The organism is Parapedobacter sp., from assembly GCF_053550995.1.
The window spans coordinates 1-7174 of sequence record NZ_JBMQOC010000037.1; the positions used below are offsets into that span (position 1 = coordinate 1).

At 48.0% G+C, this 7174-nt stretch carries 4 protein-coding genes; 2 read left to right on the forward strand and 2 right to left on the reverse strand.

The annotated features are described in order from the left end of the window. Together ACO1NT_RS05515 and ACO1NT_RS05520 are read right to left on the reverse strand one after the other, a co-directional pair. The coding region (locus ACO1NT_RS05515; RefSeq protein ID WP_449047422.1) for a right-handed parallel beta-helix repeat-containing protein at window positions 1–2223 on the reverse strand (2223 nt) is incomplete at its 3' end. Window positions 2224–2457: 234 nt separating this feature from the next. Beyond that, window positions 2458–5490: a ThuA domain-containing protein gene (locus ACO1NT_RS05520; protein WP_449047423.1), complete on the reverse strand. Its 3033-nt coding sequence runs from the start codon at window positions 5488–5490 to the stop codon at window positions 2458–2460. A gap of 184 nt (window positions 5491–5674) precedes the next feature. Between ACO1NT_RS05520 and ACO1NT_RS05525 the strand changes: the two genes are divergently transcribed. Both ACO1NT_RS05525 and panD read left to right on the forward strand, forming a co-directional pair. After that, entirely contained in the window at window positions 5675–6736 is a 1062-nt protein-coding gene (locus ACO1NT_RS05525; RefSeq protein WP_449047424.1) for a DUF6695 family protein, read from the forward strand. 28 nt (window positions 6737–6764) lie between these two features. After that, window positions 6765–7133 carry an aspartate 1-decarboxylase gene (panD, locus tag ACO1NT_RS05530; protein WP_449047425.1) on the forward strand — a complete coding sequence of 123 codons (369 nt, stop codon included), beginning with the start codon at window positions 6765–6767 and terminating at the stop codon, window positions 7131–7133. Window positions 7134–7174 lie beyond the last annotated feature (41 nt).

Genomic DNA, 7174 nt, shown 5'->3' on the forward strand with positions numbered 1-7174 from the left:
CGTGGTGCATTCAGGTGCAACCAAAAGCGTTGTGGTTGTGAAACTGATTTCCGTACAGCCTTCCGCTTCCCCGGCAGCGTTATAAGGGATCACGGTTACATAATACGTCGTGTTTTCCTCCCAGTCGGTAGCCGGGGTATATACCAACCCGGTTACTTCGATGCCATCCACCACATCCGTGCCCACGGGTGCCGTGCCGATAAAGGCGCGGTAGCCCGTAACCCCGGCTGCCGCTTCCCATGCGATCTCCGCATCAAGCGCCACGCCCGTGGCACCATCCGACGGCACTGTAATCACCGTACACTCCGGCACTTCCGGTAATTCTTCGATTGTAAAGCTGATTTCCGAGCAACCCTCGGCTTCACCCGCAGCATTGAATGGAACCACCGTAACAAAGTAAGTGGTACCTTCCTCCCAATCTCCATCATGAATATAAGATGTGCCGGTTACTTCCACACCGTCAACCACGTCCGTACCGCCGGTCATTGTGCCAATTGAAATGCGATATGCAGTAGCATCGGTCGCTGTATTCCACGTAATTGCTGCATCCACCGCAATATCATTAGCACCATCCGTTGGCGCTGTTACCATTGTACATGTTGGGATAGCGATCGTGGATGGATCAATTTCATATGCTCCTATATCAATATTCGCTCCCTGGTTCCTCGGGTTGTCGCCTAGATCTGTCGTTGCGCCGGCGTTTATATCCGAAACCTCATTAAACAGTGCAGCTCTGCCTGCGTCAATGGCCGGACTAGCAGTTTGTAATTTAAAATCATCAGTGTTATTAAGAAATAAGGGATCAACCCCCACCTGATTATTTGTTCCTGTATATTCTTGTAATATGTTTCGGCGGACATCCTGCGTGCTTAAATCCATATTCAAATTTTCGGAATGGATATCCGCCCGGTATCCTCCGCTCTTTGCCGTATTCAAATAGAAAATCGAATTGAAAATACTGGTTTCGTAACGGGAATATTCCGACTGTTGCAAGCTGGGTATGATAAACGCGGTGTTTGTATTCCGCACGAAGGTGGTATTGGCAACTTCAATAAATTGGTTATTGAAAATCGCCCCGCCTTTGTCCGCTGCCTGATTGGCAACAAACAACGCATTTACAATTTTTAACCCGTCTTCGCTATAGTTATAGATAGCGCCTCCTTGATCTGCGGTGTTTTCCGAGAACTGGACCCGTTCTATAACGGAGGGTGTTGCAAATCGATGATTATAAATAGCTCCACCATTACCCAAACTACGATTTCCTTCAAAGCGCGATGTGGTAATTTCGATTCCTCCAAAATTAGTAGCTATCCCTCCACCATTATTCGATGCTTCATTGTTCCGGAATATGGAATTGGTAAAACGACTATTATCATTAGAGAGGTATGCACCACCGCCATCCACCGCTTGGTTGCCTTCAAATAGGCAACTGTTAAAGGTCGTGGAATCTGAGCGTATAAATAATCCCCCACCGTTCCCATCACTCTCATTATTCTCAAAAACACAATTCTCAAATTGGGTGTTCTCTGCCCAATCATGTATAGCCCCACCTGCATATCGCGAATAATTATTCTTAAACGTGGTGTTAGTCAGCCGAGTATTCTTTCCAAAACGGATATGAATGGCTCCTCCTCCCATATTCCCAACGGTGCTCCTGTTTTCTACTACCCGATTGTTTTCAAATAAGCAATCCGTTATCTGAATATCATCACACGACCATAGGTATATGGCTCCCGAACCTATGCGGTGTGCGGACACATTATTCCTAAAAATGGAGTTGGTGATCGTTACATTGTTGCTACTGACATAAATGGCTCCCCCGCCGGAACCATCATTTACATGAACTCCTGTTGCAGCAAAACCCTCCAAAAAAACCAACCCATCAATTTCAACACCTTCGGCATCGATCTCCATGATTTGGGTTATCCCACCGCCATCCAATACGGAAGCGCTATTATCAATATCCCGACTGGGTCCAACACCCGTATATCCACCATTGATGGCCAAGCTTTGCGTTACAGACAAAGTTGTTGTAATATCATACACCCCGTTCCGCAGCCACAATTCGTCGCCATCCGATGCGTCGGCCAGGGCGTCGGCCAAGCTACTGGCATCAGCCCATGAAGTGCCTCCACCAGTGCCATCGGGCGATACATATGTTTGGGCTTGTACGGAGACAGCCCACAGAATCCATGAAATAAATATCAATGAAATGCGATGCATGTGATGGAATAACGTGGATTGCAAAAATACCGTGTGAAGTAATCCCGGCCAATCCGTAACCCATTACACAGCATATACACCTCATCAGATTTGCATATACAAAACATCTACGAAGCCCGGTTTAGGTCCCGCTGTTTCGTAAAAAGGACAAACAGGAAGTTAGGTAGGATAAAGACAAAAAAAATGAGCAAGGTCTACCTTGCTCATTCATCGGTTACCGAATAATAACCGGTATCATTCGCTTCCTTTCAATTTCAAATCGACCGCTTTCGAGCCACTCAACGGTTTAACGCCCATCCCCGGTGAGTTGGTATATTGCGCGTGAATACGCAATACGGTTTCCTTATCACCCTCGCCTCGTTTTTTAGCGACAATCGTACCCTTCGCAGGTAATGACTTGGGCTTACCGCTTTCATCATCGGCCAATGACATAATCCAGCGTACGATCTGCCGTGCTTCCGCGTCTTTCATATCCGGGTGTGCGGCCATGGCAACCTCCCCCCACACACCACTACCTCCTTGCATAATCTTCTGTGCCAGATAGGACGAAGCGTCTTTCTCGTTTCGATAGCGCAATGCAACTTCTCGATATGACGGACCGACACTCGGTTCGTCGATTTTATGGCACGACTGGCAATCTGAGGCCATCATCAGACTACGCCCAAGTACGATTTCCGACACCTGTTGATGCCCCAACGACGCACCGGCCATATCCGAACCAGTAATATAATCTACGGCTATCACCAGATTGGATGTATCAATGGCGCGGCCGTGGTCGTCCACGGTCACTGTATACTCGATATGTTCCCCAGGTGTATAAACACCAGAGGTATTCGAAAGCAAAATATCCACGACTGGGTTTTCATTGCCCGCATAAACCGACACCGGATTGCTGTCTGCATGCCCCTTGCCATCAGATACCGTAACACTAATTGCATACTCCCCCCGGTCATCCAATGTATAGCTAAGTACCGGCTCACTGGTTTCGAGGGTAATGTCGCCTATCTTCCAGGTATACGTAAGTCGGTCATCCTCATAGTCAGTGGCGGTTACGGTAGCATTTACGGTGAACGGCGTGGCGCCGTTTGACTTTTCGACCTCGATATCACCCACCTGAGGGGGAAGGTTACCCCCAATATAGTCAATGCGTGAAATACCGGCATCATCATTCTTTGCAAACCATCCCCTACCATACTCCAATATATAAATCTTGCCGTCCTTTCCCACTTCCATATCAATCGGATTGGCGAATGATGCACCTTCCATGAAAGGTTCCATCTTATCGAAGTCACCGTTCGGCAGCAACGTAACCGCTTTGATCCACCCTCGGATCCAATCGTATATAAACAACTTGCCGTCATAGTAGTCTGGGTAACGCGTCGCCTCAGGGAACATGTCGGTATAATACACGGGGCCGGCCATGGCGTTGCGCCCACCGGTTCCCACTTGGGGGAATTGTGGCGATGCTGCATACGGATACCATATAAATGCCGGTTGCGCTGGAGGCAATAGCTGTAAACCCGTATTATTGGGTGAATTGTTTTCCGGCTTCGCTGGATCAAAAGGTTCGCCGGATTCGCCGGTCGTGTAATTAAATGACCGATAAGGGTAATTATCACCTATAAAAAACGGCCATCCAAAGAAGCCTGCCTTACGGGCCTGGTTCACCTCATCATACCCGCGCGGTCCGCGGGTCGCCAAGCTATCGTTAGCTGCATCCGGCCCCACTTCCCCCCAATAAAGAAACCCTGTTTTCTGGTCAACGGAAATACGATAAGGGTTGCGATTGCCCATCACATAAATCTCCGGGCGCGTTTTCGCTGTCCCTTCAGGGAACAAGTTACCCTCGGGTATATCGTAGGTGCCGTCGGCCTGCACGTCGATGCGTAGTATTTTACCCCGTAAATCATTGGTATTCCCAGACGAACGGCGCACATCATACTGTTCATATCCCGCACGGCCGTCCAACGGGGCAAAACCGTGGCTTTTATAGGTAGACGGATCCGGCTGGTCAAACGGCGTGGAATTGTCGCCCGTAGACAGGTAGAGCAACCCATCGCCGCCAAACGCAATGGAGCCCCCCGTATGGCAGCAAATCTGGCGTTGCGAATAAAACTGAAGGATAACCTGCTCAGATGCCATATCGAGCTTGCCATCATCGTAAACAAATCGCGATAAGCGGTTTACGGAGGTGTCGACCGGACTGTAAAACGCGTAAAGGTATTTATTCGTTTCGTAATCCGGATCTAGCGCCAGTCCCATAAAACCTTCTTCCGCGTTGACATTCGGAACCCCCGATTGGTGGTATACATCGAGGAACCCTACCTGCTTCACGGTTTGGCTATCCTGCTGGAACAGCATCAACTCGCCACGCCGTTGGGCGACAAGGATATCATCATTGGGCAAAATGGCCATCTCCGTTGGCTCGAAAAGCGACCCCGTGAGCAACTGCTTTTTTACAAACCGCTGTGGATTGGGCACAAGTTGTGCCTTGGCCTTGCTATAATCAAGCTTCAGGTTTTTTCCAACCGCATACTTGATACCACCCAATATCAACTTGAGATGGACGGAATCGCTGAACGATGCTTCCGAATGCCCCAATGCGGTATAGAATGACCTCCCGCCGTCGTATTCATGATACCAAACCATGGGATGTTCTTCGCCGTTATCCCCACCTTCGTAACTGCTCTCATCAATCGTTACCAATACGTTGTTTTCTGGGTTAAGTTTCTTGAAATTATACCATTCGTCGTTATAATTGAACGTGCCCGGAAGGCCTTGGGTAGCCGGGTGTAGCGAATCGACAACATGAAATGTGGCTTCCTGTGGATGCGGATGGCCTTTGAAATAGCCACCTACCAACCGACCGAACCAGCCCCAATCATACTCGGTGTCTGATGCCGCGTGGATACCCACAAAGCCCCCTCCGGCTTGGATATACCGCTCAAATGCAGCTTCTTGGTAATGGTTAAGTACATCACCCGTGGTACTAAGAAAAATAACCGCTGAATAATTCTTCAAACTATCTTCATTGAACCATTCCGCATTGGTAGTTGTATCGATAGCATATCCGTTTTCGGTAGCGAGTTTGATCAATGCCGCATTTCCAGCGGGTATCGATTCGTGGTAAAACGCCGCCGTCTTACTAAAGACCAACAACCGTGGTTGGCCGCTCCGCTTGTTACACGAATAACTGGCAAACAACAAGATAACTGATAGGAAAAACAATAATGGTTTCGTAATGCCTCGGTGATTAATTCTTTCCATATGGGGGTTCAATTATGTATAGGATTGCAAAAATGACAATTTTTACCATATTTTCGCGATAAATATCAAATTGATTTCGTAAGTTTCCCAATACAAAGAGTCCCGCATATGCCAACAAACGCAAATTCCCAATTCTTTACAGATTTTGACGGTTATTTCACCGCCGAGGAAAAAATATCCGTGAATGGAGGGTAAGTTGGAAGAAAACCAAGACTTGGCATTGGTCATGGCTTGGCCAGATCAGACGGCGCGCGGCGATGAACGGTGGATGGCCATACTTAAACAACTCGGTGTCGTAAAAAACCTGAACTTCAAGGTAGGTCATGCAGCCATGGTGCTGATACATCGGAAAACAGGATCGCTGGCCTATTTTGATTTCGGCAGGTATATTACGCCACGCGGCTATGGCCGTGCGCGTTCTGTCGAATCAGATCCGCGGCTCGCATTGGAAACCCGAGCACAAATTGATAAGAAGGGCCATATTGTCAATTTGGATGTGATTTTGGATGAATTGCACCAAATCGAGGATGCAACCCATGGCGGAGGCAGGTTATTTTTTTCCATTGCCAAAGGCTTGTCTTATGTGGCTGCGCACCGCTTTGCCAGCCACATTGTCGAGCAAGGTCCGATAAAATATGGAGCCATTGCTTCCGGAAATAACAGTTGTTCACGCTATGTGGCCCAAGTGTTATTGGCAGGATACGTAATTGGCCACCCGGCACGGCGACGGATTACCTTACCGGAAAGTATCAAACCAAGTCCGATGAGCAATGTAGTTAATGCATCGCCCGATAAGACGATTTATTGTTACCACGACGGTGAATTGGAAACCATGCGGATGAGCCGCTGGCGCTCGCTGGGATTTCAGATAGACCAGCTCACGCATAACTTTTCGACCGGTAAATCTAAAAAGCTGCCCTGCGATGGTGAACCAGGCAGCATAGCGGAACCTACGCGCCCGAAAACGGTGCCTATTACTGCCCAATGGTTAGGCGGTATCGGCGAAGGGGCTTGGTTTATCCTCCAACGGGACGAGGATAGCAACGCGCTAATCGTTATCAAATATGCGGCAAACGGACGTGAGGAATACCGAGTCACATGTATCGGTAATCACCCGATAAACCCCGATATGCCTTACCAGTTCACCTTTCATTGCCACCATAAACACCATGTCGTCATGCAATACGGCAAGGAAATTGTACTAGAGACGACCGACAAGCCAAACAAACAGGCGAAGACAGCATAATACAACAAAAGGGAAACACACAAATAATATGGAGTTAACTATTTTAAAATCAAAAATCCACACGGTTAAAGTAACAGAAGCAAATGTCGCATACAACGGATCGATAACCGTGGATGCCGATTTGCTAGATGCCGCTCAAATAAAGAAATATGAGCAAGTGTATATCAACAACGCCATAAATGGCAGCCGTATCATGACATACGTACTTCCCGGAAAACGCGGTAGTGGTGAGGTGTGCATGAATGGGGGCGCTGCCTTGCACGCCAAGGTAGGCGACACGGTTCACATTCTTAGCTTTTTTAAAGTGACTGAAGAAGAGGCAGACACCTATCAACCGATATTGGTATTTACCAAAGACAATAACCAAATCGATAAGATAGCCAAGTACGCTTATTAACAATAGCTAAAATAGGGTGGGTCGGGAGGACTTCGAAACAC

Coding starts and splice junctions, on each gene's coding strand:
- ACO1NT_RS05520 (WP_449047423.1), bottom strand. CDS start 5,490: ATGGAAAGAATTAATCACCGAGGCATTACGAAACCATTATTGTTTTTC.
- ACO1NT_RS05525 (WP_449047424.1), top strand. CDS start 5,675: ATGGAGGGTAAGTTGGAAGAAAACCAAGACTTGGCATTGGTCATGGCT.
- panD (WP_449047425.1), top strand. CDS start 6,765: ATGGAGTTAACTATTTTAAAATCAAAAATCCACACGGTTAAAGTAACA.